Origin of the sequence: Microbacterium sp. LEMMJ01, from assembly GCF_002114135.1 — a bacterium.
Classification (GTDB): Bacteria; Actinomycetota; Actinomycetes; order Actinomycetales; family Microbacteriaceae; genus Microbacterium.
In genome coordinates, this window is sequence record NZ_NCTV01000015.1 from 23403 (window position 1) to 50199 (window position 26797).

Below are 26797 nucleotides of genomic sequence, written 5' to 3' on the forward strand. Positions count from 1 at the left end.
ACGAGAAGGTCCGTGCGTTAGGGGGTGCCGTCGCCGTCCTGCGTGTCCGGTTCCGTGGGGGCGGGCGACTCGACCGGGTCGGGCGGAGTGGTGCCGCCGGTCCCCGGGTTCTGCGGGAAGCTCTGCTGCTGTTGCTGCTCCGCCGCGCGGCGATCGGCTTCCTCGCGCTCGGCCCGCAGCTGGTCCTCGACGAGAGCACCGAAAGCATCGCGATACGCCGCATACGCCGTCTGCGCGTCCGCGGACCACGGGTCGGCAGCGGCCGCGGCGTCGGCCGTCTGGGTCACGGCGATGCGGAACGGCTCCCCGGCCCCCAGCCGCTCCTCTGTCGCCGATTCGGCGGAGGGGATGAACGAGCCGGCGAATGCGGTGAGAGCCGGCGCGGCGGCCGGCCGGAGCGCGTCGAGCGTCCCTCGGACCGTTCGCATGTCCGCCGTCTCGCGGTCGAGGGCCTCCAGGCGCTCCTGGGCCGCGTCGATGGCACCGCCGACCTCGATCAGGGAATCCTCGTCGACGTCTCCGCGCCGATACTCGTCGGGCGCCTCGGGGATGTCGATGGCGGCGAGACCCGCGAGGTAGGTGTCGAGCGCCGCGACCGCCGCCTGCCGCGGCGCGGGGTCGGTCACCTCGAGCACGTCGCCCTCCGAAGAGAGCGGATCGGGGACAGTGGCGGTGTCGAGCAGAGCCGCGCGCAGCGCCGTCGCTTCCGCCGTCTGCGTCGCGATGTCGGCGACGATGCCGTCCCTGGTCGTCGTCAGAGCCTGCTGCGCGTTCTGAATGGTCGCCTCATCGGCCTGGAGCGACTCGAGCGCACTGGCCGCGGGGCTCGCCGTGGCGGCCTGGATCCCGCCGACGGTGACCGCGGCGACGACCGCGACGACGGCCAGCGCGGCAGCGGACAGGGACAGCGGATCGAGCTTCCGACGACGGCGCGGGGCCTCCGAGGCGACCGCGGGCGCGACGGCGGCGAAGGGCACCGCGCTACGGGCGGCGGCCTCCGCGCGGCGCGCGAGTTCCCTGGTGTCCGACATGCCGGCGGCGCGGGGCGAGCGCGAGCGCGGATCCCCGACGAGGTCACGCAACCGCGCGGCGGACGCCACCTCGCGCACGGCGGACTTCTCATGGTCCGTGCGCGGGCCGTCGGGGAAGAGAGTGTCGAGAGCCGTCATGCCGCCTTCAGGGAATCGGTAGTCTCAAGAGAACATACCGCCGATCCGGCCTGACCATGCGGGGAGACCGATGCAGCTCCAGGACTATCTCCGGATCGTCCGACGGCAGATCGTCGTCATCCTCTCCGGCCTGCTCATCGGGGTCTCGGTGGGCGCGGTGGTGGCGATGCTCACCCCGCAGCGCTTCGAGGCGTCGACGCAGATGATGGTCACCGTGCAGTTGTCCGAGACGGCCTCCCCGACGGAGCGCGCGCAGGCGACCGGCTACGCCACCCAGATCGTCCAGACCTACCGCGATGTCGTCACGAGCTCCCTCGTCCTCGACCGCGTGATCGAAGACCTCGGCCTGTCCGCGTCGCCTTCGGACATCGCCGCCGCCACGGCGGTCTCCTCGGAGCTGAACAGCTCGATCGTGACCGTCCAGGTCCGTGACACGAACCCCGGCCAGGCCGCGCGGATCGCGAACGGCATCGCGGAGAGCTTCACCGCCGTCGTCGCCGACACCCTCGAGAGCCGCGGCCAGGAGACCCCCTTCTCGATCCGCGTCGTCACCCTGCAGGCGGCCCAGGTGCCCACGACGCCGATCGCACCGAACATGCCGCTCTCGCTGGCGATCGGCGCGGTCATCGGTCTCGGCCTCGGCCTCGCAGCCGCCCTCCTGCGTTCGCTGCTCGATCAGCGCGTGCGCTCGCAGTCCGACGTGGAGGCGGCCGTGCCCGTTCCCCTCCTCGGGCGCATTCCCTTCGACACCGGCACGGAGGAGCGGCCCCTCGCGATCAGCTCGGCGCCGCAGAGCGCGCGCGCCGAGGCCTACCGCGCCCTGCGCACGAACGTGCACTTCCTGTTCCGTGAGAACCGCGGCGTCTTCGTCATCACGAGTTCCGGCCCCGGAGAGGGCAAGTCCACGACGGCGGCCAACCTCGCCCTCGCCTTCGCCGACGCCGGGCATCGCGTGGCCCTCATCGACGCGGATCTGCGGCTCCCGCGCGTGGCGGAGTACTTCGGGATCGAGGGCGGCGTCGGTCTCAGCGACGTCCTCGTCGGTCGCGTGCGTCTCAACGACGTCATCCAGCGGTGGGGACGCAGCGCACTTTTCGTGCTGCCGGCCGGCACCGTGCCTCCGAACCCGGCGGAGCTGCTCGGGTCTTCGGCGATGGAGGAGCTCGTGCAGGCGGCCTCCGCCGCCTTCGACGTGGTCATCATCGACGCCCCTCCCCTGCTCCTCGTGACGGACGCCGCGGTCATCGCCAGGGTGACCACGGGAGCGATCCTCGTCGCCGCGTCCGGCAGCACCCCGGCCGGCCGCCTCTCGGCGGCCGCCAAGAGCATCGAGGCGGTCGGCGCCACGGTCCTCGGGACGGTCCTCACGAAGGCGCCGTCCGGTCGGCGCGATCCTGCTGCGCAGGCCGCCGCGGCGGCCGGAGCTCCGCGATGACGCAGACCCGGGGCGCGACGCGCGCGTTTTGTGAGAATATCGGGATTTGACTCTGCGGCTCACCGACGACCGGGAGCTGCCCAGCAACAGAAAGAACTGCCGCGTGGAACTTCGCGACTATGTGCGCATCCTGCACCGCAACTGGATCATGATCCTGATCCTGCTTGTCCTCGGCGTCGTGGGTGGTGCCGGATACGCGGCACTTCAGCAGCCCTCCTACGTCGCCTCGACGCAGCTGTACGTCTCGGTACGCACGGAAGGCGCCGCGACCGGCGACCTCGTGCAGGGCACCACGTTCGCGCGGCAGATGGTGACCAGCTACGTCGACGTGGTCGGCACGGCCCTCGTGCTCGACCCGGTCATCGAGGAACTGGATCTCGACGAGACCGTCTCGAGCCTGAGCCGTCGCGTCACCGCGACGACCCCGCTGAACACCGTCCTCATCGACGTCAGCGTGACCGACGGGAACGCAGCCAGGGCAGCGGAGATCGCCGATGCCGTGGCCGCGAGCTTCCAGAACGCCGTGCAGAACACGCTGGAGCAGCCGGCTGCGGAGGGCGCGGTCAGCCCCGTGCAGATCACCGTGACCGAGCCGGCCGCGGTCCCCACGTCTCCGGTGAGCCCGAATACGCGCATGCTCACCCTGCTGGGCGGCGTCATCGGCCTCGCCCTCGGCGTCGGCATCGCCATGCTGCGCACCGTGCTGGACAACCGCATCCACACCCTGCATGACATCGAGGCGCTCACCGAGCGTCCGGTCCTCGGCGGTATCGCCTTCGATCCGGACGCCCCGAAGCGCCCGCTGATCGTCCACGCCGATCCCCGGAGCCCCCGCGCCGAGTCCTTCCGCAGCCTTCGGACGAACCTGCAGTTCCTCAATCTCGACAGCGGTCCCCGCATCTTCGTCGTGTCCAGCGCCGGCCCCGGCGAGGGCAAGTCGACCACGACCGCGAACCTGGCGATCGCCCTCGCGGAGACCGGGGCGCGCGTCGCGCTCATCGACGGCGACCTCCGTCTTCCCCGCGTCGCCGACTACATGGGCCTGGAGGGCGGCGCCGGTCTCACCGACGTGCTGATCGGCCGGATGGATGTCGCGGACGCCCTCCAGAAGTGGGGGCGGAACGACCTGTACGTCCTGCCCAGCGGCCAGGTGCCGCCCAACCCCAGCGAGCTGCTCGGCTCGGCGGCGATGGACGACGTGCTCCAGGCGCTCGGCGAGTACTTCGACTATGTCCTGATCGACGCACCCCCGCTGCTCCTCGTGACGGACGCAGCGGTCCTCGGCACCAAGACGCGCGGTGTGATCCTCGCCGCCGCTTCGGGGAAGACCAAGAAGCAGGAGCTGTCCGGCGCGGTCCGCGCCCTCGACAACGCGGGCGTGCAGCTGCTGGGCGTCGTGGTCACGATGCTGCCGACGAAGGGACCGGACAGCTACGGCTACGGCGCCTACACCTACGGCTCGACCCACGAGCTCGACGGCACGCCGTCCACGAAGGCCACGGGGAGGCTCGGACGGTGGAGGGGCAGGAAGAGCGCCCCGAAGAAGCGCACGACCGCCCGTGCCTGACGCCGCCCCGCCGGCCGCTCAGGCCTTCGGCGACGCGACCCGGAAGACGATCGAGTGGTAGAGCACGAAGCGCAGCAGCACGACGATGACGATGCTGACGAGGTTCACCGCGTTGACGGCCACGGCGCCCGGCGTTCGGCCGAGGATGCCGCCGACCGCTTCGACGCCCACCCAGACGAGCACCGCGCCGAGCGCGGTGCACACGGCGTTGGTCGCGAGGAACAGGGCGACCTCCGCGACCCGGCCGCGACGATCCCGGTGCCGGAACGTCCACTCGCGGTTGCCGATGTAGGCGTTGATGAGGGCGACGAGCGAGGCGACGATCTTCGCGGCGACGACGTCCCATCCCCAGGCGTAGACGAGGAGATTGAAGACGCCGACCTCGATCAGTGTGCTCAGGGCACCGACCACGAGGAAGCGGCTGCCCACGCCGGCGAGGCGACGCAGTCGGGAGGGAGGATTCATGGCTCAACTAGGCTACTGGCTGACACCTCCGCACCCCGCCACCGCAAGGACTCCGTGACTCTCCGCCACCTCGCCATCGTCATGCCCGCCTACAACGAGGTGGAGGGCATCCGGGGCTTCATCGACGAGATCCGGTCCGCGGTCGCTCCGCTGGCCGACGAGGTCTCGTTCCACATCGCCGACGACCGCTCAACGGACGCCACGGCCGTCCAGTTCGACGACGTCGCCGACACCACCGTCGTGGTGCAGCCGGCCAACCGCGGCCACGGTCCGACCGCCCTCGCGGCCTACCGCGCCGGTCTCGCCGCCGACCCGGACGCGCTCGTACACGTCGACGGCGACGGGCAGTTCCACGGCGCCGATTTCCCGCGCCTGCTCCGGGCCCTGACCGGCGAGCAGGCCGACGTCGTGCACGGCGTGCGAGACGGGCGCACGGACCCCTGGTACCGGAAGACGCTCACCGGCGCTGTCGGGCTGCTCATCGCCGCCGCGGCCGGGCGACGCATCCCCGATGTCAACACGCCCCTGCGCGCCTACCGTCCCGAGGCTCTGCGGGTCCTGGTCGAGGCGGTGCCCGCGGACGCGACGGTGCCGCACGTGCACTTCTCGCTCGCCGAGGCCCGCGGCGGCTTCCGCGTGCGGTACGTCCGGGTGGCCAGCATCCCGCGCCGTGGCGCATCCACCACCGGCACCATGTGGGGCCGCGGCGGCGGACTCCCGCTGCCGCCGAAGCGCCTGCGGGTCTTTGTGCGCGCCGCGCTCACCGAGGCATGGCTGCTCTCGCTGCGTCCGTCCGCTCCGCTCCGCTCCGTCCGTCGTCCGGAGCCCGTGCGCCGATGAGCCGGCTGCGCACGGCCCTCTTCTGGGTGGCGGCCGCCGCCCTCGTGATCGGCCACGTCATCCTCGCCTGGCACAGCCTCACGGTGTCCCGCTTCTGGGAGGACGAGGCGTTCAATCTGACCGTGCCCCGCAATCTCCTCGCCGGGCTCGGCTACGCCAGTGACGGCGCCCTGTCCGGCTCGACCATCACGCCGTTCGATCCCCGCATCTCCACGGGTCCGGTCGTTCTCCTCCCGGTGGCGGCGCTCCTGGCGACCGGCATGGACCCGGTGCTCGCCGGCCGGCTCGTCCCGCTCGCGTTCTGGGTGCTGCTCCTCGCCGGGCTCGCCGCCCTCGGGCGGCGCATCGGCGGGCGCTGGGCGGCGCTTCTCGCGGTCACCGTCCCGCTGGCGTTCACCGCCGGTGCCGGCGTCTCCCCTATCCAGGGGCCCGCCGACCTGCTGGGTGAGATCCCTGCCGCGGCGCTCCTGGTCTGGGCTCTCACCGTCCTGCCGCGGCGGGCCTGGCTCGCGGGACTGCTCGTCGGCCTCGCCGTGCAGGCCAAGCTCATCGCCGCGCTGGCCCTCCCGGCCTTCGCGGTCGCGCTGTGGGTCCTCGCCGACGGCCGCGGGTGGGCCCGCGTCCGCGAGGCACTGCGCCGCGCCTGGCTCCCGCTGCTTCTCTCGGCGGTGCCCACCGCCCTCTTCGAGCTCGGGGCGCTTCTCGCCCTCGGCCCGGCGGGGTTCATTGAGCATCTGCGCGCCTTCGTCCGCTTCGTGCGCAGCGGCGGGCAGACCGACGCGGCGACGACCGTGCTGCAGAAGCTCGGCACCCTCGCCGATTCCGGGTCGCTGCCGCCCATCGTCGCGCTCCTCGGCGCCGTGCTCACCCTCGCCCTCGTGACGCTCGGCGTCGTCCGCCGCTGGCGCACGGCCACCGCCGAGGAACGCGTGGTGATCGCCTACGCTCTCGCCGCCGTCGTCGGGGCCCTCGCGTTCGTGGCCTGGTGGGCGACGGCGTCGCGGCTGCCGCTGTGGGTCCGGCATCCCGCACCGGGGATCCTCGCCTTCTTCCCCCTCCTCGCCGCCGTCGCCGTGTGGGCGGTCACACGGCTTCCCGAGCGACGCGCCTGGCGGATCGTCGGGACCGTGGCGGCGGCGCTGGTCGGCGCGATCGTCGCGACGGGGGCCGTGCTGCATGTCACGGACACCGTCACCTCCCGCGGGCTGACGCTCGCCGCGCAGCGCGCCGACGTGGAGCCGCTGCGGGCCTGGGTCGAGGAGAACGACGTCGAATGGGTCGCCGCGGAGCGCTGGGGCTGGGCGGTGCCGCTGGTGGTGCTCATCGGCGCGCATCTGGGCCTGCAGGATGCGCCGTCGATGACCGAGGCACCGCGACTGGCCCTCGATGACTGCCCCACGGCGACGCTGGTCGAGGGGACGACGAGCCGCCTCTGCGCGGCGCGCTGACCGGGCCTCCGGAGACGACGAACCGGCCGGCCGCCGAGGCGACCGACCGGTTCGGAGACGACGGGCTCAGAGCGCGAGGCGCTCCTGCACGACCGCCGCGAGACGTTCGGCGTAGGTGCGGGCCGACTCGGAGTCGGCCGCCTCGACCATGACGCGCACCAGCGGCTCGGTGCCGGACTTGCGCAGCAGCACACGCCCGGTATCGCCCAGCTCGGCCTCGACGTCGCGCACCGCCTGCTGCACGACCTCGTCATCGGCGACGCGATCCTTGTCGACGTCGCGGACGTTGATCAGCAGCTGCGGGTACACGGTCATGACGGACGCAAGCTCGGCGAGGGACTTGCCCTGCCGCGCCATCTCGGCCACCAGATGCAGACCGGTGAGCAGGCCGTCACCCGTGGTGGCGTACTCGCTCATGATGACGTGGCCGGACTGCTCGCCGCCGAGGGCGTAGCCGCCGGCGTTCATGTCCTCGAGCACGTAGCGGTCGCCGACGGCCGTCTGACGCACCGTGATCCCGTGCTCGCGCATCGCGACGTGCAGGCCGAGGTTGCTCATGACCGTGGCCACGAGGGTGTCGTCGGTGAGACGACCGCGCTCCTTCATCGACACGGCGAGGATGGCCATGATCTGGTCGCCGTCCACGACGTTGCCCTGTGCGTCGACCGCGAGGCAGCGATCCGCGTCGCCGTCGTGCGCGATGCCGACGTCGGCGCCGAGCCGGACGACGGCTTCGGCGAGGTTGTCGAGGTGGGTCGAACCGACGCCGTCGTTGATGTTCCAGCCGTCGGGGTCGGCACCGATCACCGTGACCTCGGCGCCGGCATCGCGGAACGTCTCCGGCGAGACACCGGAGGCGGCGCCGTGGGCGCAGTCGAGCACGACGTGGATGCCCTCGAGACGGTGCGGCAGCGACGCGAGCAGGTGCACCACGTAGCGGTCCTCGGCGTCCGAGAACCGGTCGATGCGGCCGACGCCGGCACCGGTCGGGCGCAGCATCTCGCCGTGCATGGCCTCCTCGATGCGCTGCTCCACGATGTCAGGGAGCTTGCGTCCGCCGCGGGCGAAGATCTTGATCCCGTTGTCGGGCGCCGCGTTGTGCGATGCGGAGATCATCACGCCGAAGTCCGCATCGCGATCCGCGACGAGGAACGCCAGAGCGGGCGTGGGGATGACCCCGGCCTCGAGGACATCGACTCCCGAGGAGGCGAGGCCCGCGGCGACGGCAGCGGTCAGGAAGTGCCCGGAGACCCGCGGGTCACGGGCGACGACGGCGGTGAGTCGCTTGCCTTCGGCCTTGCGGGCCTCCGCCGTACGGCCCTGGCCCAGGACGACAGCAGTCGCCTGGGCCAGGGTGAGCGCCAGGTCGGCGGTGAGGATGCCATTGGCGAGTCCTCGCACGCCGTCCGTGCCAAAGATCGGCATCGGAGCAGTGGACCTTAACGCTTCGAGTACTGAGGCGCCTTACGGGCCTTCTTGAGTCCGGCCTTCTTGCGCTCCTTGACGCGGGCGTCGCGCGAGAGGAAGCCGGCCTTCTTCAGGGTCGGACGGTTGTTCTCCGCGTCGATGCCGTTGAGGGCACGCGCGATGCCGAGACGCAGGGCGCCGGCCTGGCCGGAGTCGCCACCACCCGAGATGCGGGCGATCACGTCGTAGGCACCGGCGAGGTTCAGCGCGGTGAACGGGTCGTTGATGAGCTGCTGGTGCAGCTTGTTCGGGAAGTAGTCCTCGAGCGTGCGGCCGTTGACCGTGATGGTGCCCGAGCCGGGAACCAGACGCACGCGGGCGATGGCCTGCTTGCGACGGCCGACAGCGGCGCCGGGGACGCTCAGCACGGGGCGGGGAGCCGCCTCGACCGCGTCGGTCTCCGGGGTCGACGTCGAGAAGTTCTGGAGGTTTTCGGTGGAGTCCTGGATGTCAGCCACGAGTATGTCCTTAGTCTGTACGGCGCTTACTGGGCGACCTGGTCGAGGGTGTACGGCTGGGGCTGCTGCGCGGCGTGCGGGTGCTCGGCACCGGCGTACACCTTCAGCTTCGACAGCTGCTGGCGGCCCAGGCTGTTCTTCGGGAGCATGCCACGGATGGCCTTCTCCACGGCGCGGACCGGGTTCTTCTCGAGGAGCTCGGCGTAGCTGACGGCCTTGAGGCCACCCGGGTAGCCGGAGTGGCGGTACGCCATCTTCTTCTGGAGCTTCTGACCGGTGAGCGCGACCTTGTCGGCGTTCACGATGATGACGAAGTCACCCGAGTCGATGTGGTTGGCGAAGGTCGGCTTGTGCTTGCCACGCAGGAGCGTCGCCGCGTGCGAAGCCAGACGGCCGAGAACGACGTCGGTGGCGTCGATGACGACCCAGTCGCGCTGGACTTCGCCAGCCTTGGGGGTGTAAGTGCGCGTCACGATAGTGCTGCTTTCTTGTCGAACGGAGGTGTTCGTGAATCCCACTCCGGGGTGGTTCTTCCCTACGGGGAGGAACACGCCAGTGGAGGGCTCACGTTCGGATGTGCGTCTTCCCCGCAGGACAGGGAAGGGCACCAAAGAGTCAGCATACGCCACCGGAACGGCATTCCCAAACCCGCCGGCGCCCGGGCTCAGTCCGGGCGGACCGTCACGAGGATCGGGCGGTGGTCGCTGGAACGCTGCGGCAGCGTGGTGATGCGCTCGATCTCGAAGCCGGACGACGTCGCGAAGTCGTAGTGCCCGCGGAAGACGCGGTAGCGCGTGTAGGTGTGGTCGTCGCTGAGGGAGAGCGCGTAGCCCTGGTCGCGCACGGCCTGCCCGAGGTTCTCCTTGAACACGGGGTAGTTGTAATCCCCCACCATGAGCTGCGGCAGCCCCTCGCCCAGCGTCGCGAGCTCGGCGAGCGCCGCACGGATCTGATGCCGCCGCAGCGAGTTCAACGCCGTCAGGGGCGCGGCGTGGAAGGACGCGACGATGAACTCGCCGCCGTCGTCGATGTCGCGCAGGCGCGCGCCGAGCACGCGCTCGTGCGCCGGCTTCGCGATGCGATCGTGCAGCGACTTCTTCAGGCCGAGGGTGCGGATGCCCTGCAGAAGGTAGGTGCTCTCGCGATAGAAGAGCGCGAGACCGAGGCGGTTGCCCTGTGTCGCATCCGCCAGCACGAGGCCGCCGATCCGGTCCGGCAGCTCCGGGACGTCGCACTCCTGCAGGCAGAGGATGTCGGGATCATGCTCATCGACGAGCGCCGCGAGCTCGCCGGCGGCCCGGTGCTTGCGCAGGTTGTAGGAGATGACCTTCATGATCGTCCCCACGCTACCCGCCCCATCTGTGCCCCGGCTCCGGATCCGGACGATCAGTCGGTCTCGTGGTCCCGGCGGGCGCGGGTCTGGGCTGCCCGCGCGGCGAGGAGATCGTCGGCGGGGTATCCGACCTCGGTGAGCGTGAGCCCGCGGGCGGCGAGCACCTTGAACTCGCTGGTCCGCGTGAGGGCATCGCGGAGCACGACGAGGTCGCCCACGTCGAGGCGCCCCTCCCCCACCGCCGCGCAGGCGCCGACGAGGGCCCGCACCATGCTGTGGCAGAACGCGTCGGCCTTCACCTCCGCGACGAGCACCCCGTCCGCGTCCCGCTGCCACCGGTAGTCGAGCAGCGTGCGGATGGTCGTGGCCTCCTCGCGCGGCTTGCAGTAGGCGGCGAAGTCGTGCAGACCGACGAGGGTCCGGGCGGCGGCGTCCATGGCCTCGGCGTCCAGCCGACCGCGGATCGTCGTGGTGTCGAGACGCCGTAGCGGGTCATAGCCGGCGAGGTCGTCGGCGAGCCGGTACCGATAGCGCCGCCAGACCGCGGAGAAGCGCGCGTCGAAGCCCTCGGGGGCGAGGGAGGAGCGCACGACCGACACGTCGGGGTAGGCGCCGAGCACCCCGCGCATGCGCGCCGCGATGCTGCCCGCGGGATCCTCGGCGGCGCGGCCGTGTCGTGCCTGGATCCGGGCCCACTGCGCCTCGTCGAGATCCACGTGCGCGACCTGTCCGCTCGCATGCACGCCGGCGTCCGTCCGTCCGGCGACGACGAACCGCACGTCGGAGCCGACGATCCGGGCGAGCGCCGCCTCCAGCGTCCCCTGGACCGTGCGGAGCGTGGGCTGCGTGGCCCACCCGCGGAAATGGGTGCCGTCGTAGGCGATGTCGAGCCGGATGCGCACGAGGCCAGCCTAGGACAGCCGCGCGCGCACCCTGCGCCTCAGATGCCGCCGTCGACCGAGCGGATCATCGCGCCCGGCTCCTCCGGCACCATCACCTCGGTCTCCCGGTTCAGGCTCTCGCCCCGGAAGAACCGCTTCGACCGCGGGAAGAGGTACCAGAGGAACATCAGGACGAGGCCGATCGCCAGCGACCCGATGCCGATCACGAACGTGCCGCCGATGCCGAAGAGCACGGTGTAGCCGTAGTCGACATCCCACATGTCGATCGCCGACTGCACGAACGCGCCGGTCAGCAGCAGCGCTCCGAGCAGCGGGAAGATGCCCTTGAAGAACAGGTCGCGGGTCGAGCGGCGCAGGTCGGCACGGAAGTACCAGACGCAGGCGAAACCGGTGATGGCGTAGTAGAACGCGATCGCGAGGCCCAGCGAGAGGATCGAGTCCTGCAGGATGTTGTCGCTGATGAGGGTCATGCCGACGTAGTAGAGGGAAGCCACCACGCCCATGACGATGGTCGAGAACGACGGCGTCTTGTAGACGGGGTGCACGTCCTTGAACTTCGCCGGGAGCGCCCTGTACACGCCCATCGCGAGCGTGCCGCGGGCGGTCGGGAGGATGGTCGTCTGGGTGGACGAGATCGCCGAGATGATGACCGCGACCACGAGCACCCAGCCGAACGGTCCGAGCAGCCCGTCCTTGATGGCCAGGAAGAAGTCGTCGGCGTTGGCCTCGTTGCCGAGTCCCGTGCCGTCCTGGCCGAGTCCGGCGTACATCATCGCGGCGATCGTCACCGCGACGTACGTCACCAGGAGGATGACGCACGTGAGCACCGCGGCGCGGCCGGGGATGCGCTTCGGGTCCTTCGTCTCCTCGTTGAGGGCGAGGCAGGTGTCCCATCCCCAGTAGATGAAGAGCGCGAGGAGGATCGCCTCGGTGAAGCCCGACCAGTCGGTGAAGCCGAAGGGGTTCAGCCACTCCCACGAGAACGGGGTGGCGTCGGGGGCGTCGCCCGTGAAGAACTGCCAGAGGGCGGCCACGATGAAGATCGCCAGCGCGAGGTACTGGATCGCGAGGAGCACGTTCTGGATGCGCTCGCCGATCTCGACCCCGCGCCAGCTCACCCAGGTCATCGCCGCGATGAAGAGAACCGCCACGACGACGACGCGCCAGTCGTTGTTCTCGAGGTCCTGCCCGATCAGCGACCAGAAGTACACGGAGGCGATCTGCGCGAGGTTCGCGAGCACGACCATGCCGGCGACCGCGACGCCCCAGCCGCCCATCCAGCCCACCCACGGCCCGAAGGCCTTGGTGCCCCAGGTGAACGTGGTGCCGCAGTCGGGGACGGCGTTGTTGAGCTCGCGATAGGCGAAGGCGATCAGCAGCATCGGCACGAAGGCGATGATGAAGGCGATCGGCGCCTGCGCACCGACGGCGAGCACGACGAAGCCGAGCGTCGCGACGAGCGAGTAGACGGGGGCCGTGGAGGCGAGCCCGATGACGGTGGAGCCCCACAGGCCGAGGGTGCCTGCGGCCAGGCCCTTGCCGTCGGGGCGTTCGAGGTGGATGGGCGTCGTTGCCATGTCCTGAACAGTACGGCTCGCTGCGGTATCCCGTCAATCCTTTTGTTTCTGCAACGGAATCCATGCGTCGCGTTCGGATACGCGAAGGATTCCGTGGGTCAGTCGCGACCGAGCATTCCGTCGGCGTGCGCCGCGACCCACTCCATCAGCGGAAGCATCCGCTCCATCAGGTCACGCCCGAGAGGCGTGAGGCTGTACGCGACATGCGGCGGCACCGTCGGCAGCGACTCCCGATGCACCAGGCCGTCGTCGGTGAGGGTCCGCAAGGTCGACGCGAGCATCTTCTCGCTGATGCCGTCCACCTCCCGACGCAGCTCGCCCCAGCGCCGCGTGCCGTCGGAGAGGCAGGAGAGCACGAGCACGCCCCACTTGCTCATGATGTGGTCGAGGATGACGCGTGTCCCGCACCCCTGATCGAAGAGAGCGGGCTGGGAATCGCGGATCTGCGCAAAGCTCACCGTCATGTGGGTACCTTACCAAAAAGTGGGTACCCACCGAAAGGAATGCGGAGCACGGCTGCCGGGGTTGTCCGGGGAGTCAGCAACGAAAGGACTCCCATGACCATCCTCGTCACCGGTTCGACCGGTCACCTCGGCCGCCTCATCGTCGCCGCCCTGCTCGCGCGCGGCGTCGACCCGCAGACGATCCGCGCCGGTGCGCGCGACCTCGCCAAGGGGGCCGACCTCGGCGTGCCCGTCGTCCGTCTCGACTACACCGACCCGGCGTCGGTCGCGGCGGCGCTCGACGGCGTGGACACCGTCGTGCTCGTCTCCGGCTCGGAGGTGGGCCAGCGCGTCGCGCAGCATCAGGCGGTCATCGAGGCCGCGAAGGATGCCGGGGTGTCGAAGTTCGTCTACACGAGCGCTCCGAAGGCCACCACGAGCTCCCTCGTCCTGGCTCCCGAGCACAAGGCCACCGAGGAGCTCATCGCGGCCGCCGGCCTTCCCGCGGTGATCCTCCGCAACAACTGGTACACCGAGAACTACGCCGCCGACCTGGCTCGTGCAGCGGAGACCGGCACCCTCAGCGCCGGCACCGGAGAGGGCCGCGTCGCCTCCGCCAGCCGGAAGGACTACGCCGAGGCCGCCGCCGTCGTCGCCACCGAGGACGGACACCTCGGTGCGGTCTACGAGCTCGGCGGGGACGTCGCATGGACCTACGCCGACCTCGCCGCCGCGATGACCGAGGTGACGGGCCGCGAGGTCGTGTTCGTCCCGCTCTCCGCCGACGAGCAGCTCGCCGCGCTCCGCGCCGCCGGCCTCGACGAGGGCACCGCCGGGTTCGTCGTCGCCCTGGACGCCGGTATCCGCGACGGCGCCCTAGCGGACACCGACGGCACCCTCCGCCGCCTCATCGGCCGCCCGACGACCCCGCTCGTCGAGGGCCTCCGCGCCCTGGTGTGATGTGAGGAGCGCCGCCGTCATGGACGGCGGCGCTCCCCCGGCTCCGTGGCGCTCTGCACGTAGGCGACGGTCAACGTGAGGCTCCCGCGGCGCAGGCCTTCGGCCCGCAGCACCGCGTCCACGGCGTCACGGGCATGCCGTAGCGTCGCGACGCTGCGCACCCGCCCGTCGACGCCGATCGCCGCCTCCACCGCCACGCCGTCCGCTCCGGCGGCGACGGACACGATCGGTTCGACTCCGCGCTCGTTCCCCCACGCCGACGCACCCGCACGCAGGAGGTTGGAGACGAGGGAGCCCGATCGGTATACGCCGCGCACCCCGGAGCAGGCGCGCAGCGCCGCCTCGATCCGGAGCGCGAGACCCGCGCGCTCCTCCTTCGACAGCTCGGTGCCGGGCATCATGCCCCCTCCCTGACGTCGGTGATCGCGACATCGATGGCCACGACCTGCAGCTCGGTATGACGACGCAGCCGGGCCTCCACCTCCGCGCGCAGCCGGTCGGCGACGCGACGGAGAGGGTCGCCGAGGCGCACGCTCGCGTCGATCGCCACCCGCACCGGCGCTCCGGGCTCTGTGACATCGCCCTCCAGCCGGCACCGGCCGACCAGCACGCCGGGGACGGCCTCCTCCGCGGCACGGACCAGTCCGCGCACGGCGCCTTCGGTGATCGCCAGCTCCACGTCCGGATCATCGGAGGCGAAGGGGATGCGGCGCCCCGCCTGGGCGTCCATCGCGATGCCGCTGAGGATCCTCTCCACCCAGCTCTCGTCCGCGGCAGGCGCGGAGGAGACATCCTCATCCATCAGGGCGCTGCCCAGCCCGCGCAGCCTCTCCAGGGCATCGAGCGCGAGCTGGCACCCCGGCGACTCCTCGATGGCGGGATTCCGCGGGGTGCGGCCGGAGTCCAAGTAGTCGCTGAGCTCCTCGATCGTGTGCCCGTCGAGGTCGGCGGGCTCCAGGCCGAGGCGGCGCAGCTGGTCGTCCTCGTGGTGATCGGTCATCGCCACGCCTCCATCCGTGTGATCAGGAACCGTCGCGCGCGGGACAGCAGTCCGCGCACCGTGCTGACGGGGATGCCGAGCTCCTCGGCGATCTCGTCGTAGCTGTAGCCGGCCAGCTCCCGCAGCACCCAGCATTCGCGCTGGGCCTCCGGGAGTTCGCGCAGGGCCGCGCCGAGGGCCTCGACGCCCGCTCTCGCCTCGACGACCGCATGGGGCGATGCCTGCGGCGGCGCGGGTCGGTCGATCTCGTCCACGTCGAGCGCGGGACGCGTCCGGCGCAGCCGATCCACCGCCTTGCGGCTCACGATCCGCATGAGCCAGCTCTTGACCTTCGCGGGGTCCTCCAGCTCACCGAACCGCTGCCATGCCGTCACGAACGCGTCCTGCACGATGTCGTCGACCTCCGCCGACGCGTTGAGCATCCGCTGCGTGTAGGCCCTCATCATCGGCGTGTACCTGCGCACGAGCACCGCGAACGCGGCGACGTCGCCGTCCATCGCGCGGCCGGCGACGATACGGTCTCCGGCCTGCTCCAGCGCCTCACCCCAGTGATCGGCTGCCATTCCCCCACCCCTCGTTCACGGTTCCCCGGACGTTCGGAGCCCGCGCCGCATCGGATCGGATCGACCCTCTGCGCGCGGGCGGAGGAGACGCCCCTCCGGGCGCCTCCTCCCCTTCCGTCACTTGGTGAACGTGTCCTTGACATCCTCGGCCGCGTTCCTGACATCGCCCTTGGCCTGCTCGGCCTTGCCCTCGGCGACGAGCTTGTCGTTGTTCGTGACCTCGCCGACGACCTCCTTGGCCTTGCCTGCGACCTTCTCGGCTGCGGCCTTGATCTTGTCCTCCGCGCTCATGGCGCCTCCTTTCCTCACACGACCCCGACGGTCGGGGTCGATGTCTGTGTGCTGTGCGGCTCACGCGCCGCCGTGCTCTGTCCGGCCACCAGCGAACGGCGCATCCGCTGCCGGGAGCGGAAGAGTTCCCGCCAGCCGCGGTCCGCGATGTGCACGACGACCGGCATCCGCGTCCCGGTGACGGCGTCCCACTCCTGCACGACCGCATCGGCGGCGGCGAGCACCTGCCCCAGGGCCGCGCCGGGGCGTGGAGTGACCACGAGGCCGAGAGCGATCTCGCGGCCGGCCTTCCGGCTCGTCACCCGGGCGGCCAGCACGTCCGCTCGATCGGCGAGGGGGGCTGCGAGCAGCTGCTCCGCCACACTCCGGTCGACGGTGGTCGTGCCGCCCTCACCGGCGAGCCGGAGAAGGGTGCGCTCCCGCCGCGGCCTGCGGGTGAGCAGGAACGCGAGGAGGAGGACGACGAGCAGCACCGCGGCGGCGAGCCCCGCGAGCGCCCACAGCGGCACGAAGCCCGCACCGGGGATGTCGAGGCCCCAGGCCCCCGACCACGCCACGACACCGTCGGCCTCGGCGAGCACATCCTCGGCGGGGGCCGGAAGCGCCCCCGCGCCCCGCAGTCCCGCAGCGAGGAGGACGACGCCCCCGCCCAGAAGCATCGCGGCTCCTCCGAGGAGGACGATCCGGTTCGCGACGGTCCCTGCCGACGTCATGCGATCACTCCTTCCCGCGCCACCTGCACCCGCGGCGAGAGCCGGAATCCGGTCTCGTCCAGCACGCGCAGGGCCGCGTCTCCCGCGGCGGCCGCATCCACCGGGACCCCGCTCGTGGGCGTGACCCGGATCAGCACCGTGCGTCGTCCGACGGTCACGCGCACCTGGCCGCGTGGCACGCCGATCCGGCGCGCGGTGCCGTCGGCGATGGCGTCGGCGAGCACCCCGTCGTCGATCACGAGCGCGGCCCGTGCGGCGAGCCGCGTGCGACGGGCCCGCCGACCGGGAAGCACGGCGAGTCCGAGGAGGAGCAGCGCCACGACCACGAGCACGGCCCCGGCGGCGATCATCACCGCAGGCGCCGCGGCGGAAGCCGTGACGGGCGTGAGCCATCCGGTGACCTGCGCGCGGAACCCCGCGTCGAGAGTCCCGGCGACCATCGCGCCCAGCAGAGCGAGGAGGAGCACCGCGAGGACGACCGCGAGCGCGATCGCCGGGCCCCGGCGCGTCGCCCTCGCCTCTCGACGAAGCAGTCGCCGCGACGTCGTCGTGTTCGCCGTCATGCCACTCTCCTCTCGTCCTCACGCCGGACTCCGGTGAAACGCACGTCCACCGCTCCCACGCGGCGGGCCGCCAGCTCGCGCATGCCGCGGACGACCGCGTCGCGCACGGCGTCGGCGCGGACCGCCACGGGACCGCCCCCGCGGCTCCCCAGGACGACCGGGACCGCCACGGAGACCCGCAGGTCGCCGCGGCTGTCGGCGAGGTCGACGCTCGCGTCTCCCGCGCCGACTCCGGCGACATCGCGGACGATCCCCAGCGCGAGCCGATGCAGCGCCCGGGCCTCGACGACCGTGGCCCCCGCCACGGTCGTCGGCCCGTCCGTCACTGCGACGCTCATGAGGACGATCGCCGCCCGCGCACCACGTCGGCGAGCGCCCGCACGTCCAGGCGACCGTCGACGATGCGGCCGACGACCGCACCGACGAGCATCGCGAGGGTGACGAGCAGGAACGCCCAGAACCCCCAGACGATCCAGGTCAGCGCGAGCACCGTCGCCGCAGCTCCGCCGATCACCGAGGCGTTCACTGGACTCGCGCCTCCGGAGCCTCGTCGTCGTCCTCGGAGGGGATGTGCACGTCGTTAACGGTCACGTTCACCTCGGCGACCTCCATGCCCACCAGCTCCACCATGGCCCGGTGGATCGCGGCCCGCACCTGGTCGGCCACCTTCTGCAGGGACACCGGGTACTCCGCCACGATCGTCACGTCGACGGCCACCTGCGTCTCGCCCACCTCGACGCTGATCCCCTGCGCGAGGTCGGTCGTGTTGAGGGCGTCGCGGATGGCGCCCATCATGCGTGCGGCGCCGCCGCCGAGCGCGTAGACCCCGTCCACCTCTCGTGCCGCGATGCCGGCGATCTTCGCGACCACCGCATCCTCGATCGTGGTCTTCCCCGCCGCCCCCTGCGACGCCGGAACGACCTGAGCCTTGGGCTGGGTGCCCCCAGTCACGTTCGCCATCTCGAGCTCCTTCATCCGTGTGACCACGCGGTTCCCGCGCGGGCCGTGTTCTCACGACACCACTAAGACGGTCGGGGAGCACAGAATGTCACAAACTTCTCCGAACGAATTTCGGCTCGCCTCTCGGCAGCACCTCTCAGTGCACTCCAAGGTTCAGAGTGCAAAGTTGCACTTTATGGAGAACAGTGCAGAGTCCACCCGGGAGCAGCGCAAGCGTCGGACCACGCGCGCGCTCACCGAAGCCGCGCGCCGCTTGACCACCGAGCGGGGCTTCGCGGGCTTCACCGTCGAGGAGCTGTGCGCCGACGCCGGGGTCTCGCGGCGCACGTTCTTCAACTACTTCGAGAGCAAGGAGAACGCGGTCTTCGGCTTCGCCGTCATCGACTCCCGCCAGGAGGAGCTCGAAGCGGCCTTCCTCGACCGCGAGGGCGATCTCCTGGACGACTTCGTGCAGCTCACCATCGAGCGCTTCGCCCTCTTCGATCCCATCGAGCACGCCGTGGAGCTGTTCGCCGTCATCGAGCAGGAGCCGCGGCTGCTGCGGGCCGCCTTCGAGCAGCAGGAGAAGCACGAGCGCCGCGACATCGCCCTCGTGGCCCGCCGCATCGGCACGGAGCCGGACGCGGAGCTGCGCGCGGAGGTGCTCGTCCACTCCGTCGGCGCGCTCGTGCGCCTGTGCATGGAGCAGCTGCTGCACAACCACTCCACCGAACCGTTCGCCGACCTCATCACCCGCCGGCTGCGCCTCGCGCGCGACCTCTACTCCCCTTCACAGAAAGCCCACTGATGTCCGCCACCGCCACCGCGGATGCGCCCTTCCTCCTGACGAAGCGCCGCATCTGGATCATCTTCAGCGCCCTGATCGCGGGCATGCTGCTCGCGAGCCTCGACCAGACGATCGTGTCGACCGCGATGCCCACCATCGTCGGCCAGCTCGGCGGCGTCGACCATCAGGTCTGGATCACCACGGCCTACCTGCTCGCCACCACTATCGTCATGCCGATCTACGGCAAGTTCGGCGACGTGCTGGGCAGGCGGTCGCTGTTCCTCGTCGCCATCGCCCTGTTCACGCTCGCCTCGGTCGGCTGCGCTTTCGCGACGGACTTCTGGATGTTCGTCGTCTTCCGTGCCCTCCAGGGCCTCGGCGGCGGCGGGCTCATGATCCTCTCGCAGGCGATCATCGCCGACATCGTGCCGGCCAACGAGCGCGGCAAGTACATGGGCCCGCTCGGCGCGGTGTTCGGCCTCTCCGCGGTCGCCGGACCGCTCCTCGGCGGCTTCTTCGTCGACCACATGACCTGGCAGTGGGCGTTCTACATCAACATCCCGGTCGGCATCGCGGCGTTCCTCATCGCCCTCGTGGCGCTGAAGCTCCCCAGCAAGAAGGCGGAGAAGCCGATCGACATCCTCGGCGTGCTCTTCCTGTCCGCGGCCACGACGTGCCTCATCTTCTTCACCGACTTCGGCGGCGACGCCGCGTTCGGCTGGGATTCCCTGGCGACCTGGGCCTGGGGCGCCGGCCTCGTGGTGTCGGCGACGGCGTTCGTCATCACCGAGTCGCGCGTGCAGGACCCGATCATCCCGCTCAGCCTCTTCCGCAACCCGATCTTCGTGAACGCCACCGCGATCGGCCTCGTCCTCGGCATCGGCATGTTCGCGGCGATCGGCTTCGTCCCGACGTTCCTGCAGATGTCGTCCGGAACGTCCGCCGCCGCGTCGGGGCTGCTGATGATCCCGATGATGGTGGGCCTCATGGGGACCTCGATCTTCTCCGGCATCGCGATCTCGAAGACCGGGAAGTACAAGATCTACCCGATCCTCGGCACCATCATCACCGGCATCGCGATGGTCGCCATGACCACCCTGTCGGCGGAGACGCCGATCTGGTTGATCTGCGCGTTCCTGTTCGTCTTCGGCGCCGGGCTCGGCCTCATCATGCAGGTCGTCGTGCTCGTCGTGCAGAACGCCGTTCCGGCAGGCGAGATCGGCACCGCCACGAGCACGAACAACTACTTCCGCGAGGTCGGCGCCTCGCTGGGGACCGCGGTGTTCGGCACGATCTTCACCACGCGGCTGACGGAGAACCTCCTCGGTGTGTTCGCCGGCGCCGGGGCATCCCCCGAGGCCGCGTCCCAGGCCGCGTCAACGATCGACCCCGCCACGCTGAACAGTCTGCCGGACGAGGTGCGCGACGGCATCGTCACGGCGTACGCGGACGCGCTCGCCCCGGTGTTCTGGTACCTCGTACCCTTCATCGCGCTCGCGCTCATCCTGTCGCTGTTCCTCAAGCAGATCCCGCTGTCGGATCAGGCCGGACTCGTGGCCCGCGGTGAGGCGATCAGCGGCGAGGAGGCCGAGCGTCTGGAGGCGGAGCTCCGCACCGCCGGGCGCGTCGATCCCGGACGCACGGACGCCGAGCCGGGAGAGACCGGCTCGGCGCCCACAGGCAGGTAGCCCGCGCTAGGGGAGGTCGGCGACGTCGACGTCGTCGTCGTCCTCCCCGCCGCCCGTCGCCGGGAGCTCATCGGGCTCGGGGTCGTGATCGGTGGTGACGAAGTCGGGGTCGACGCCGATGGCCTCGATCTCCTCCTGGTTGTCCTGGGTGTTCGACGTGTCGGACATGGCGCCTCCTGACGTTGGGGATCCGGACGGCCAGTCTGGGCGGGCGGGCTGCCGGGGCCGAGGGGGTTGACACGGCGTGTCGCCGCCCGGCGCCCGCGCCGCGCGGGCGGAGCCGTCACACTGGAGGTGCCCGCCATCCCCTTCGAGGAGCACCCGTGATCGACGCCGCACCGCACCGTTCCGCCTGGCAGCGCTTCTGGGATCGCGGAGGCTGGTGGCGCGCCCTCCTGCTCGCGGCGGTGTACTACGGCCTCTATCAGCTGTTCTCGCTCGCCTTCCTCCCGCTGGCCGCGCAGGTCGACGACCCGGCCAGCGCAGCCGGCGTCCTCGTCTACGACGTCCTTCCGATCCTCGTCGGGGGTCTCCTGCTCATCGGGTTCATCGCCTCGGTCGGGTGGTGGCGCCCCGTGTTCGGGCGCCAGCCGATCCGGGGAGCGGGATGGATGTGGATCGCGATCGTCGCGGTCCTGCTGTTCAACGTCCTCCGCTTCCTCACGATCGACTATGGCAGCGTCGGGTTGGATGTGGTTGCGACCTGGCTGCTCGCGGGACTCGCCATCGGCTTCGCGGAAGAGGTCCTCACCCGCGGCCTCGTCGTGAAGATGATGCGCGACGCGGGGGCGCGCGAGCTCGTCGTCGCGGTGATCTCTGCGGCGATCTTCGCCGGGCTGCACTCGGGCAACCTGCTGACCGGACAGGACCTGTTCCCGACCCTCTTCCAGCTCGTGTACACCTTCGCTTTCGGCATCTGCATGTACCTCGCGCTCCGCGTCACCCGGACCATCCTCGCCCCGATCCTCCTGCACGCCAGCACCGACCCGAGCATCTTCCTGCAGACGCTGCACCCCGCCGAGGGTGGGCTGACAGCCATCGCGGGACTCGGCAACATCGTCGTGATCGTCGCCGGCCTCGTGCTGATGATCTTCATTCGCGGTCGGGTCGGAGCCTCCGCCCCCGACACCTTCGCTCGGCAGCGCTGACCGCCCGGATCACACCGCGCGCCAGACTGTGTGCGTGCCGACCGCCGCGATCCCGAAGACCAGCACGGCCACCCGGTGCGCATCGCCGACGGCCAGGGCCGCGTCGGAGGCACCGATGAGATCATCGGCCACGCCGGCCACCATCGTCCGTGATACGACGGCATCATCCATCTCGGCCACGCCGTCCGCGAGCCATCCCCTGACGAGTCGAAGGGAGGTCGGCCCGAGTTCGACCCCGAGAGGGACAGCAGGACAGCTCAGCACGTCGGCGACGCTCACGCCGTGCCGCAGCAGCCCGGCGAGTGCTCCGGCGAGGGCGCCGGTCAGCAGCGCCCGCCCGTACCCTTCGGCGACCAGCACGTCCCAGGACTCGTGCGGCGCGAGTGTTTCGAGCCCGAGGGAATGACCGCGCCCGTCCGCGACGGCTTCCTCCAGGGCACGCCGGGCGTCCCGGAACACGATGCTTGCACGGCGATCGGGCGCAGACACGACAGACCTCGTCCCTCGATGCCCGCCATCTCGGTGGCCGGCCGGGAGGCCGACGCGTCACACACTCTAGGACGCTCCGCGCGGGGTGAGGACGGTATCCCGGCACGGTGGCCGGAGACGACAAAACCCCCGGAAGGTTCCGGGGGTTTCATTCTGTAGCAGGAGCGGGGCTTGAACCCGCGACCTCACGATTATGAGTCGTGCGCTCTCACCAACTGAGCTACCCTGCCGCACGGCATCCGCATCGCAGATGCGAACTCCGAGCCCCGAGTCAGGATTGAACTGACGACCCCTTCCTTACCATGGAAGTGCTCTGCCACTGAGCTATCGGGGCGTGCTGCCCCTCGCGGGGCAACCACACGAGAATACCATCACTGTGGCGTCCTCATGAAATCGAGACGGTCACTCCTCCGAGGTGAGCGACGTGCGTCCGGCGTTCTTCTTGAGCCACGGCATCGGGTCGATGGTCGTCCCGTTCACGATGAGCTCGAAGTGCAGGTGCGCCCCGTAGGAGCGGCCGGTGTTACCGGTCTTGCCGACGATGTCGCCGACCTTGACCTTGTCGCCCGCCTTCACCTGCAGCGAGCCGTACTGCATGTGCGAGTAGTGGCTCGTGATGACCGAGCCGTCGATGACGTGGTCGATGTAGACCGTGACACCGTAGGCGGCACCCTGCTCGGTCGCGATGCGGACGGTGCCGTCGGCGATCGCCTGGATGGGCGCACCGTTGCCCGGCACGAAGTCGATGCCCTCGTGGAGGCGGCCGCTGCGCATGCCGTAGCCGTAGCTCATGCCCACTCCGACGAGGAACGGCCACTGGATGGCGGCGTCCGGGTCGTTCGTGAAGATCTCACCGGAGTAGTTGATGCCCTGCTCGGCGGCGACCTCGACGAGCGAGACCGTGCTGAAGTTGTCGGCGCGCGAGAGCGGCTCGTTCTGCACGCCCGACGGCGCGACGAAAGCCTGGATCTCGTCGTCCGCCGAGCCTGCCGCGTCGGCGGCGGCCGCGGTGACGAGGGACGTCGAGGCGAGGGATCCGCCCTGGGCGGCCGCGACGGCCTCCGCGGGCAGGGTCATGGACACGGCCAGGAGTCCGGCGAGCCCCATCGCGCCGACGGTGGCACCGGCGGCGAGGGTCTTGCGGATGCGGCGGGTGCGGCGAGGACCGACGGCCGCGAGGCCGGCGGTGTCGATCTTCGGCGCGGCCTGCGATGCGGCGTTCGCGACGAAGGCCGAACGCCGGGACGTCGACGCAGTCGGGATGGAGCCGGTCTCACGGAAGGCGCGGGAGGCGCGCTCGAAGGCGTCGCCCTCGGCGTCAGCCTCGGCGACGAAGGGCTCGGATGCCGGGGCGATGTCCTCGACCGGGACCGTGTCTTCGGACTTCTCGACGATCTCGGCGACGACGGGCACCGCGGGGACATCGGCGATGGCGGGTGCAGCCGCGGCGATGAAGGGCTCCTCGGGTGCGACCGGCACCGGGGGCACCTCGGCCTGGCGCTGACGCGCGGCGCGACGGGACAGGGGGATGACAGCAGCGAGGGCGATCACGGTCTCCGCGTCAGCGAGGGGTGCCGTCGACCCGCTCGCCGAGGCCTCGGAGGCCGCAGTGCGAGGGCGGCTGGACCGGCGCGTGGGCGCAGCGGCAGCCTGGGGGTTCTCGAAGGGCAAAGCTAATCTCTCGGTCGTTCGTGATGCTCGGGGGCGCAATGACAACTCTCACCTTCGGGTGGTGAAAGTAACGATCGGGTAAACACTACCCCGATCCTCCTGTGAAAGCCATGGATCGGTCAGGGTTTTTCCTCATCGAGGATATCCCGGAGTCGGTCGTGCACGGTCACGCCACCCGCGATCAGGAAGGGCCGCGGCGATTTCCGGTCGATCCGGCTCACGCGCCCACCCGCTTCCTGGACGAGCAGGGCACCCGCCGCGTGATCCCACGGTTTGAGGCCGCGCTCGAAGTATCCGTCCAGTCGGCCCGCCGCCACGTAGGCCAGGTCCAGGGCCGCCGAACCCATACGGCGGAGATCCCGGGCGATGGGCATCACCCGGCGGACCGTCGCGAGGTCGCCGTCGTGCGTCGCCGGGTCGTAGCCGAACCCGGTCGCCAGGAGTGCCCCAGCGTCGGTCACCGCGGTCACCGCGAGCCGGACGCCGTCCGACCAGGAACCGTGGCCGCGTGCCGCGGTGAAGGTCTCCCCCACAGCGGGAGCGTGCACGGCGGCGGCCAGCGCCTCCCATGCGTCGGGCTCCGGAGGACCGCTGACGGCCGCGATGCTCACGTTGTACGCGGGGATGCCGTAGGCGTAGTTCACCGTGCCGTCGATGGGGTCGACCACCCACGTGATGCCGCTGTCGCCGGTGGCCGCCCCCGACTCCTCGCCGAGGAAACCGTCCGCCGGCCGCGCCGCGCGCAGTCGCTCGCGGATGAGCGCCTCCACCTCGCGGTCCGCCTCGGTCACGATGTCGGCGAGTGTCGACTTGGTCGCCGCGAGCCGGACGCCCTCCCGGCGTCGGGTACGGGCGAGCGCACCCGCCTCCTCGGCGATCTCCGTCGCCAGCGCGCTGAGCTCCAGAGCGTCGATCACGGCGCCGGGTGCGAGGGTGCGGGCGGCGGCGGAGGGAAGGCCGGGGGCTCACCCTGGGTGGGCGGAGCGGGCTGCGGCGGCGCCGGCTGCGCAGGTGCCGACGAGGGCGACGCCGGCTGCGGCGGCGCCGGCAGGTCGGGCGCGGGAGGCACAGGGCCAGGAGCGGGAGGCGCCGCGAAGTCCGGAAGGGCCGGAGCCGTCGGCGCCAGGGGCGGGGTCGCCACGGGGAACCCCGCGGCGGGCGCCTGACCCAGGGCCTGGGGAGCCGTCGAGGGGTACCCCGTGTAGAACGCATTCCAGTCCGGGCTCCCGTCCGGAAGGACCGGGAGGGGCGTGATCCCGTCGGCGTAGGTCGGCCAGGACGGCGCGGAGGCGACCGGCCGGGCGGCAGGAGCCTTCTTCGGCGCGAACAGGGCGTTGAGCAGCGGAATGAGCGTGGTGCCGACGGCGACGAGGATCGTGAGGGCGACGACGATGCGCCAGTACAGCTCGGTGTAGTCGAAGGTGTTGGGGAACGCGAGGAAGAAGACCAGCAGGGCGACGAGGGCGCCGAGGAAGACGATCGTCACGATGTGGATCACCTTCGTGAAGGTCGTGACATGGCGCTGCGCGGCACGGGTGAAGAGCCGCACATGGAGCAGTGCGAGCTGCAGGATCCCGATCACGAGCAGCAGCTGGAAGAAGCGCTCCGCGCCGAAGTAGAGCCCGTCTTCCGGGAGCCAGATCTTCACGAGGCCGACGAGGAGCGCGATGACCCAGGAGACCATGCTCGCGAGCTGGAGCCAGTCCGGCCGGTTCGGCGCGAGGCCCGCCTCGAGGATGGCGATCCCGGCGAAGGCGGCGAGCAGGAGGATCGTGAGGAAGGCGCGACCGATGAGGCCGTTCTGATCACCGACCAGGACCCACACGACGCAGACCAGAGCCGCGGCGATGAGGGCGCCGATCGCGACCCACAGCGAGCCCCTGATGAGCAGCGACATGTTCTTCTTGTCACCCTGCGGCTGCAGCCGGGCGGTGTCCGGATGGGACATGGGGATCCTCTCGTCGAGCGGCGATGCCTTCATCCTGCCACGCGCGGGCCCGCTTGTTCCGGCTTCCCTCGAGTGCGAAGGAGATCGGGGTCCGACCGCGGTCTGGGGAGGAAGGGTCAGCCGGCCTTCTTCGCGGAGGCCGCCGCGAAGGCCGCGACCCGCGCCTGTGCGTCCGGGGTCTCCAGGGCGGCGCCGATGGACCGGGCCTCCTCGCTCAACTGCTCGGCGAATGTGCGCTCCGGCTGCGACCGCACCAGCCGCTTGGCCTGCCCGTACGCGTCGGCGGCGCCGGCGAGCCAGAACCGCGCGATCTCCTCGGCCCGCGCACGGACCCGGTCGGCTTCCGTCCTGCCGTCCTCGCCCTCCACGACCTCGGCCACCAGGCCCCAGTCGAGGGCCTCCGCGGCCGTGAGCAGCCGGTCCTGCAGCACGAGCTGGAGGGCACGGCGCTGACCCACGGCCCGCGCGAGCTGGGCTGACACGGAGAGGTCGGGCGTGAGGCCGATGTTCGCGTACAGGCTCCCGAGCTGCGACCGCGAGCCCACCACCGCGTAGTCCGTGGCGAGCAGGATGCCGAGTCCGCCACCGGCCGTCGTCCCGTGCGCCGCGGCGACCACGGGCACGCTCGACTCCGTGAGCGCGCGGATCCCGGTGTTGATGACCTCCGCCAGCGCGGTGATCTCCGCCCCGGACGACCCCATGGTCGTCGCCATGTCGATCACGTCGCCGCCCGCGCAGAACGCCGGTCCCGCCGCGTCGATGAGGATGGCCTGCACGTCGTCGCGCGACGTCGCCTCGACGGTCGCATCCCGCCAGGCGTACGCCAGATCGGCGTTGAAGGCGTTGAGGCGGGTCGGACGGTTGAGCGTGAGCCGCGCCATCCCCTCGTCGACGGCGAACAGGATGGCATCACTCATGGCTTCTCCTTCGAGC

Annotated in this window: 32 protein-coding genes and 2 tRNA genes; 8 read left to right on the top strand and 26 right to left on the bottom strand. The window is 71.0% G+C overall.

The features are described 5' to 3' along the window. Positions 1-17: 17 nt before the first annotated feature. Positions 18-1169, bottom strand: a complete 1152-nt coding sequence (locus tag B7W94_RS01125) for a hypothetical protein (protein WP_085603703.1) — start codon at positions 1167-1169, stop codon at positions 18-20. 70 nt (positions 1170-1239) lie between these two features. Here B7W94_RS01125 and B7W94_RS01130 point away from each other — a divergent pair, with 70 nt between their 5' ends. Together B7W94_RS01130 and B7W94_RS01135 are read left to right on the top strand one after the other, a co-directional pair. Next, positions 1240-2604 (top strand): polysaccharide biosynthesis tyrosine autokinase, encoded by a 1365-nt coding sequence (locus B7W94_RS01130; protein ID WP_085603706.1) that lies wholly within the window; start codon positions 1240-1242, stop codon positions 2602-2604. Between the two features lie 103 nt (positions 2605-2707). After that, a complete protein-coding gene (locus tag B7W94_RS01135; RefSeq protein WP_085603709.1) occupies positions 2708-4171 on the top strand; it encodes a polysaccharide biosynthesis tyrosine autokinase in 1464 nt (487 codons plus the stop codon). An 18-nt stretch (positions 4172-4189) separates the two neighbouring features. Here B7W94_RS01135 and B7W94_RS01140 read toward each other — a convergent pair whose 3' ends face one another. Next, positions 4190-4636: a GtrA family protein gene (locus B7W94_RS01140; RefSeq protein ID WP_085603712.1), complete on the bottom strand. Its 447-nt coding sequence runs from the start codon at positions 4634-4636 to the stop codon at positions 4190-4192. A 54-nt stretch (positions 4637-4690) separates the two neighbouring features. Here B7W94_RS01140 and B7W94_RS01145 point away from each other — a divergent pair, with 54 nt between their 5' ends. Next, positions 4691-5476: a glycosyltransferase family 2 protein gene (locus tag B7W94_RS01145; protein WP_085603715.1), complete on the top strand. Its 786-nt coding sequence runs from the start codon at positions 4691-4693 to the stop codon at positions 5474-5476. Continuing rightward, positions 5407-6924: a hypothetical protein gene (locus B7W94_RS01150; protein WP_085603720.1), complete on the top strand. Its 1518-nt coding sequence runs from the start codon at positions 5407-5409 to the stop codon at positions 6922-6924. The genes B7W94_RS01145 and B7W94_RS01150 overlap by 70 nt, the downstream gene beginning before the upstream one ends. Positions 6925-6990: 66 nt before the next feature. On the opposite strand, the gene glmM is transcribed toward B7W94_RS01150, so the two are convergent. From glmM to B7W94_RS01185, 7 genes are all read right to left on the bottom strand, one after another. Further along, complete coding sequence (gene glmM, locus B7W94_RS01155; protein ID WP_085603722.1) at positions 6991-8349, bottom strand: phosphoglucosamine mutase; 1359 nt, start codon at positions 8347-8349, stop codon at positions 6991-6993. 14 nt (positions 8350-8363) lie between these two features. Continuing rightward, positions 8364-8849 carry a 30S ribosomal protein S9 gene (rpsI, locus tag B7W94_RS01160; protein ID WP_025104384.1) on the bottom strand — a complete coding sequence of 162 codons (486 nt, stop codon included), beginning with the start codon at positions 8847-8849 and terminating at the stop codon, positions 8364-8366. A 26-nt stretch (positions 8850-8875) separates the two neighbouring features. After that, positions 8876-9322, bottom strand: coding sequence for a 50S ribosomal protein L13 (rplM, locus tag B7W94_RS01165; protein ID WP_025104385.1), 447 nt, complete (start codon positions 9320-9322; stop codon positions 8876-8878). A 191-nt stretch (positions 9323-9513) separates the two neighbouring features. After that, complete coding sequence (locus B7W94_RS01170) at positions 9514-10182, bottom strand: endonuclease/exonuclease/phosphatase family protein (protein ID WP_085604114.1); 669 nt, start codon at positions 10180-10182, stop codon at positions 9514-9516. 53 nt (positions 10183-10235) lie between these two features. After that, positions 10236-11084, bottom strand: coding sequence for a tRNA pseudouridine(38-40) synthase TruA (gene truA, locus B7W94_RS01175; protein WP_085603726.1), 849 nt, complete (start codon positions 11082-11084; stop codon positions 10236-10238). 38 nt (positions 11085-11122) lie between these two features. Next, the gene (locus B7W94_RS01180) at positions 11123-12661 is read right to left on the bottom strand and encodes an APC family permease (protein ID WP_085603729.1); all 1539 of its coding nucleotides are present in this window, start codon (positions 12659-12661) and stop codon (positions 11123-11125) included. 98 nt (positions 12662-12759) lie between these two features. Next, positions 12760-13125 carry a winged helix-turn-helix transcriptional regulator gene (locus B7W94_RS01185; protein WP_085603732.1) on the bottom strand — a complete coding sequence of 122 codons (366 nt, stop codon included), beginning with the start codon at positions 13123-13125 and terminating at the stop codon, positions 12760-12762. 93 nt (positions 13126-13218) lie between these two features. Between B7W94_RS01185 and B7W94_RS01190 the strand changes: the two genes are divergently transcribed. After that, complete coding sequence (locus B7W94_RS01190) at positions 13219-14064, top strand: SDR family oxidoreductase (RefSeq protein ID WP_085603735.1); 846 nt, start codon at positions 13219-13221, stop codon at positions 14062-14064. 17 nt (positions 14065-14081) lie between these two features. Here the strand turns inward: B7W94_RS01190 and B7W94_RS01195 are convergent, their stop codons facing one another. From B7W94_RS01195 to B7W94_RS01235, 9 genes are all read right to left on the bottom strand, one after another. Next, positions 14082-14465 (bottom strand): hypothetical protein, encoded by a 384-nt coding sequence (locus B7W94_RS01195; protein ID WP_253247348.1) that lies wholly within the window; start codon positions 14463-14465, stop codon positions 14082-14084. After that, positions 14462-15064, bottom strand: coding sequence for an Asp23/Gls24 family envelope stress response protein (locus B7W94_RS01200; protein WP_085604120.1), 603 nt, complete (start codon positions 15062-15064; stop codon positions 14462-14464). Before B7W94_RS01200 ends, B7W94_RS01195 begins: the two co-directional genes overlap by 4 nt. After that, a complete protein-coding gene (locus B7W94_RS01205) occupies positions 15061-15627 on the bottom strand; it encodes an RNA polymerase sigma factor (RefSeq protein ID WP_085603738.1) in 567 nt (188 codons plus the stop codon). Before B7W94_RS01205 ends, B7W94_RS01200 begins: the two co-directional genes overlap by 4 nt. A gap of 117 nt (positions 15628-15744) precedes the next feature. Next, positions 15745-15918: a CsbD family protein gene (locus B7W94_RS01210; protein ID WP_025104394.1), complete on the bottom strand. Its 174-nt coding sequence runs from the start codon at positions 15916-15918 to the stop codon at positions 15745-15747. A 14-nt stretch (positions 15919-15932) separates the two neighbouring features. Beyond that, positions 15933-16631, bottom strand: a complete 699-nt coding sequence (locus B7W94_RS01215) for a hypothetical protein (protein ID WP_025104395.1) — start codon at positions 16629-16631, stop codon at positions 15933-15935. After that, a complete protein-coding gene (locus tag B7W94_RS01220; RefSeq protein ID WP_025104396.1) occupies positions 16628-17194 on the bottom strand; it encodes a hypothetical protein in 567 nt (188 codons plus the stop codon). The genes B7W94_RS01215 and B7W94_RS01220 overlap by 4 nt, the downstream gene beginning before the upstream one ends. Continuing rightward, entirely contained in the window at positions 17191-17532 is a 342-nt protein-coding gene (locus B7W94_RS01225; protein WP_029989602.1) for a hypothetical protein, read from the bottom strand. Before B7W94_RS01225 ends, B7W94_RS01220 begins: the two co-directional genes overlap by 4 nt. Continuing rightward, positions 17529-17720, bottom strand: coding sequence for a DUF2273 domain-containing protein (locus tag B7W94_RS01230; RefSeq protein ID WP_025104398.1), 192 nt, complete (start codon positions 17718-17720; stop codon positions 17529-17531). Before B7W94_RS01230 ends, B7W94_RS01225 begins: the two co-directional genes overlap by 4 nt. Continuing rightward, positions 17717-18154: an Asp23/Gls24 family envelope stress response protein gene (locus B7W94_RS01235; RefSeq protein WP_025104399.1), complete on the bottom strand. Its 438-nt coding sequence runs from the start codon at positions 18152-18154 to the stop codon at positions 17717-17719. The genes B7W94_RS01230 and B7W94_RS01235 overlap by 4 nt, the downstream gene beginning before the upstream one ends. A gap of 175 nt (positions 18155-18329) precedes the next feature. Between B7W94_RS01235 and B7W94_RS01240 the strand changes: the two genes are divergently transcribed. Beyond that, the gene (locus B7W94_RS01240) at positions 18330-18941 is read left to right on the top strand and encodes a TetR family transcriptional regulator (protein WP_085603741.1); all 612 of its coding nucleotides are present in this window, start codon (positions 18330-18332) and stop codon (positions 18939-18941) included. Then, positions 18941-20608: an MDR family MFS transporter gene (locus B7W94_RS01245; protein ID WP_085603744.1), complete on the top strand. Its 1668-nt coding sequence runs from the start codon at positions 18941-18943 to the stop codon at positions 20606-20608. The genes B7W94_RS01240 and B7W94_RS01245 overlap by 1 nt, the downstream gene beginning before the upstream one ends. A 6-nt stretch (positions 20609-20614) precedes the next feature. Here the strand turns inward: B7W94_RS01245 and B7W94_RS18020 are convergent, their stop codons facing one another. Further along, positions 20615-20776 (bottom strand): hypothetical protein, encoded by a 162-nt coding sequence (locus B7W94_RS18020; protein ID WP_172400040.1) that lies wholly within the window; start codon positions 20774-20776, stop codon positions 20615-20617. A 155-nt stretch (positions 20777-20931) separates the two neighbouring features. Between B7W94_RS18020 and B7W94_RS01250 the strand changes: the two genes are divergently transcribed. Beyond that, positions 20932-21756 carry a CPBP family intramembrane glutamic endopeptidase gene (locus tag B7W94_RS01250; protein WP_253247349.1) on the top strand — a complete coding sequence of 275 codons (825 nt, stop codon included), beginning with the start codon at positions 20932-20934 and terminating at the stop codon, positions 21754-21756. Positions 21757-21765: 9 nt separating this feature from the next. Here B7W94_RS01250 and B7W94_RS01255 read toward each other — a convergent pair whose 3' ends face one another. The 7 genes from B7W94_RS01255 to B7W94_RS01285 form a co-directional block, all read right to left on the bottom strand. Then, positions 21766-22245 carry a hypothetical protein gene (locus B7W94_RS01255; RefSeq protein WP_085603747.1) on the bottom strand — a complete coding sequence of 160 codons (480 nt, stop codon included), beginning with the start codon at positions 22243-22245 and terminating at the stop codon, positions 21766-21768. Positions 22246-22401: 156 nt separating this feature from the next. Continuing rightward, positions 22402-22475: transfer RNA gene (locus B7W94_RS01260), tRNA-Met, on the bottom strand. 32 nt (positions 22476-22507) lie between these two features. After that, positions 22508-22579 (bottom strand) — tRNA-Thr (locus B7W94_RS01265). Positions 22580-22647: 68 nt separating this feature from the next. After that, positions 22648-23796: a M23 family metallopeptidase gene (locus tag B7W94_RS01270; protein ID WP_253247350.1), complete on the bottom strand. Its 1149-nt coding sequence runs from the start codon at positions 23794-23796 to the stop codon at positions 22648-22650. Positions 23797-24035: 239 nt separating this feature from the next. Then, complete coding sequence (locus B7W94_RS01275; protein WP_085604126.1) at positions 24036-24830, bottom strand: inositol monophosphatase family protein; 795 nt, start codon at positions 24828-24830, stop codon at positions 24036-24038. Continuing rightward, a complete protein-coding gene (locus B7W94_RS18425; protein ID WP_139833219.1) occupies positions 24830-25864 on the bottom strand; it encodes a hypothetical protein in 1035 nt (344 codons plus the stop codon). Before B7W94_RS18425 ends, B7W94_RS01275 begins: the two co-directional genes overlap by 1 nt. 116 nt (positions 25865-25980) lie before the next feature. Continuing rightward, positions 25981-26781: an enoyl-CoA hydratase/isomerase family protein gene (locus B7W94_RS01285; protein ID WP_085603754.1), complete on the bottom strand. Its 801-nt coding sequence runs from the start codon at positions 26779-26781 to the stop codon at positions 25981-25983. Between the last annotated feature and the right edge of the window lie 16 nt (positions 26782-26797).

Excerpts from the sequence above, each read along its gene's own strand:
- B7W94_RS01125 (WP_085603703.1), bottom strand. The coding sequence starts at position 1,169 with ATGACGGCTCTCGACACTCTCTTCCCCGACGGCCCGCGCACGGACCAT.
- B7W94_RS01130 (WP_085603706.1), top strand. The coding sequence starts at position 1,240 with ATGCAGCTCCAGGACTATCTCCGGATCGTCCGACGGCAGATCGTCGTC.
- B7W94_RS01140 (WP_085603712.1), bottom strand. The coding sequence starts at position 4,636 with ATGAATCCTCCCTCCCGACTGCGTCGCCTCGCCGGCGTGGGCAGCCGC.
- B7W94_RS01150 (WP_085603720.1), top strand. The coding sequence starts at position 5,407 with ATGGCTGCTCTCGCTGCGTCCGTCCGCTCCGCTCCGCTCCGTCCGTCG.
- glmM (WP_085603722.1), bottom strand. The coding sequence starts at position 8,349 with ATGCCGATCTTTGGCACGGACGGCGTGCGAGGACTCGCCAATGGCATC.
- B7W94_RS01170 (WP_085604114.1), bottom strand. The coding sequence starts at position 10,182 with ATGAAGGTCATCTCCTACAACCTGCGCAAGCACCGGGCCGCCGGCGAG.
- B7W94_RS01180 (WP_085603729.1), bottom strand. The coding sequence starts at position 12,661 with ATGGCAACGACGCCCATCCACCTCGAACGCCCCGACGGCAAGGGCCTG.
- B7W94_RS01185 (WP_085603732.1), bottom strand. The coding sequence starts at position 13,125 with ATGACGGTGAGCTTTGCGCAGATCCGCGATTCCCAGCCCGCTCTCTTC.
- B7W94_RS01190 (WP_085603735.1), top strand. The coding sequence starts at position 13,219 with ATGACCATCCTCGTCACCGGTTCGACCGGTCACCTCGGCCGCCTCATC.
- B7W94_RS01195 (WP_253247348.1), bottom strand. The coding sequence starts at position 14,465 with ATGATGCCCGGCACCGAGCTGTCGAAGGAGGAGCGCGCGGGTCTCGCG.
- B7W94_RS01200 (WP_085604120.1), bottom strand. The coding sequence starts at position 15,064 with ATGACCGATCACCACGAGGACGACCAGCTGCGCCGCCTCGGCCTGGAG.
- B7W94_RS01205 (WP_085603738.1), bottom strand. The coding sequence starts at position 15,627 with ATGGCAGCCGATCACTGGGGTGAGGCGCTGGAGCAGGCCGGAGACCGT.
- B7W94_RS01210 (WP_025104394.1), bottom strand. The coding sequence starts at position 15,918 with ATGAGCGCGGAGGACAAGATCAAGGCCGCAGCCGAGAAGGTCGCAGGC.
- B7W94_RS01215 (WP_025104395.1), bottom strand. The coding sequence starts at position 16,631 with ATGACGTCGGCAGGGACCGTCGCGAACCGGATCGTCCTCCTCGGAGGA.
- B7W94_RS01220 (WP_025104396.1), bottom strand. The coding sequence starts at position 17,194 with ATGACGGCGAACACGACGACGTCGCGGCGACTGCTTCGTCGAGAGGCG.
- B7W94_RS01225 (WP_029989602.1), bottom strand. The coding sequence starts at position 17,532 with ATGAGCGTCGCAGTGACGGACGGGCCGACGACCGTGGCGGGGGCCACG.
- B7W94_RS01235 (WP_025104399.1), bottom strand. The coding sequence starts at position 18,154 with ATGGCGAACGTGACTGGGGGCACCCAGCCCAAGGCTCAGGTCGTTCCG.
- B7W94_RS01240 (WP_085603741.1), top strand. The coding sequence starts at position 18,330 with ATGGAGAACAGTGCAGAGTCCACCCGGGAGCAGCGCAAGCGTCGGACC.
- B7W94_RS01245 (WP_085603744.1), top strand. The coding sequence starts at position 18,941 with ATGTCCGCCACCGCCACCGCGGATGCGCCCTTCCTCCTGACGAAGCGC.
- B7W94_RS18020 (WP_172400040.1), bottom strand. The coding sequence starts at position 20,776 with ATGTCCGACACGTCGAACACCCAGGACAACCAGGAGGAGATCGAGGCC.
- B7W94_RS18425 (WP_139833219.1), bottom strand. The coding sequence starts at position 25,864 with ATGTCCCATCCGGACACCGCCCGGCTGCAGCCGCAGGGTGACAAGAAG.
- B7W94_RS01285 (WP_085603754.1), bottom strand. The coding sequence starts at position 26,781 with ATGAGTGATGCCATCCTGTTCGCCGTCGACGAGGGGATGGCGCGGCTC.